We start from the raw sequence: 668 nt of genomic DNA, 5'->3' as shown, positions 1-668 counted from the left end.
ATCACGGTTGATAAGGTATGGGTAGGTGGACCTGAAGTCAAACCTACCATTCAGCTAGTCTTGATGCGAGATGGACAAGCATATGGCAAGATTGTTGAATTGAAATCTGGAAAGACTGACTATACTTGGTACGATTTAGAGGTGACCGACAAAGCGGGTAATCGCTATAAATATAGTGTATGGGAAGCTCCTGTCCCTGGATATACAAGTACGGTGGGCGAGCTTGTTGATCAACACATTAAGGTCACGAATACCTATCTTCCACCCGAGGAACCAAAGATTCCAAAGACGCAAGTCAAAGTAGAGAAGGTATGGCAAGGCGGTAGCGAAGCTCGTCCAACTATTACGATTGAACTTCTACGCAATGGTCAAGTGATTGATACGATTCAATTAACCAATGGTCAACGCAGTCATGAATGGACCGACTTGGAAGCCAAAGATTCGTTAGGTAAGGAATACCACTATACGGTCAGAGAATTAGCGGTCGATCGTTACACTAGCAAGGTAACAGGCTCCATGCAGGCAGGCTATGTGATCACTAATTCCTACCTTCCACCCGAAGAACCAAAGATTCCAAAGACGCAAGTTAGGGTAGAGAAGGTGTGGCAAGGTGGCAGTGAAGACCGTCCAACCATCACTATTGAACTTCTACGCAATGGTCAAGTGAT

The 668-nt window shown here is 45.2% G+C and carries 1 protein-coding gene; it reads left to right on the top strand.

Features of this window, described 5'->3' with window-relative positions:
- Positions 1 to 668 (top strand): Cna B-type domain-containing protein (locus HMPREF2758_RS06760; protein WP_168163136.1); only part of this gene is annotated, 668 nt, incomplete at both ends.

The organism is Facklamia sp. HMSC062C11, from assembly GCF_001810675.1.
In the GTDB taxonomy this organism is placed as follows: domain Bacteria; phylum Bacillota; class Bacilli; order Lactobacillales; family Aerococcaceae; genus Facklamia; species Facklamia hominis.
This window is presented reverse-complemented; position numbering and strand designations above follow the sequence as displayed.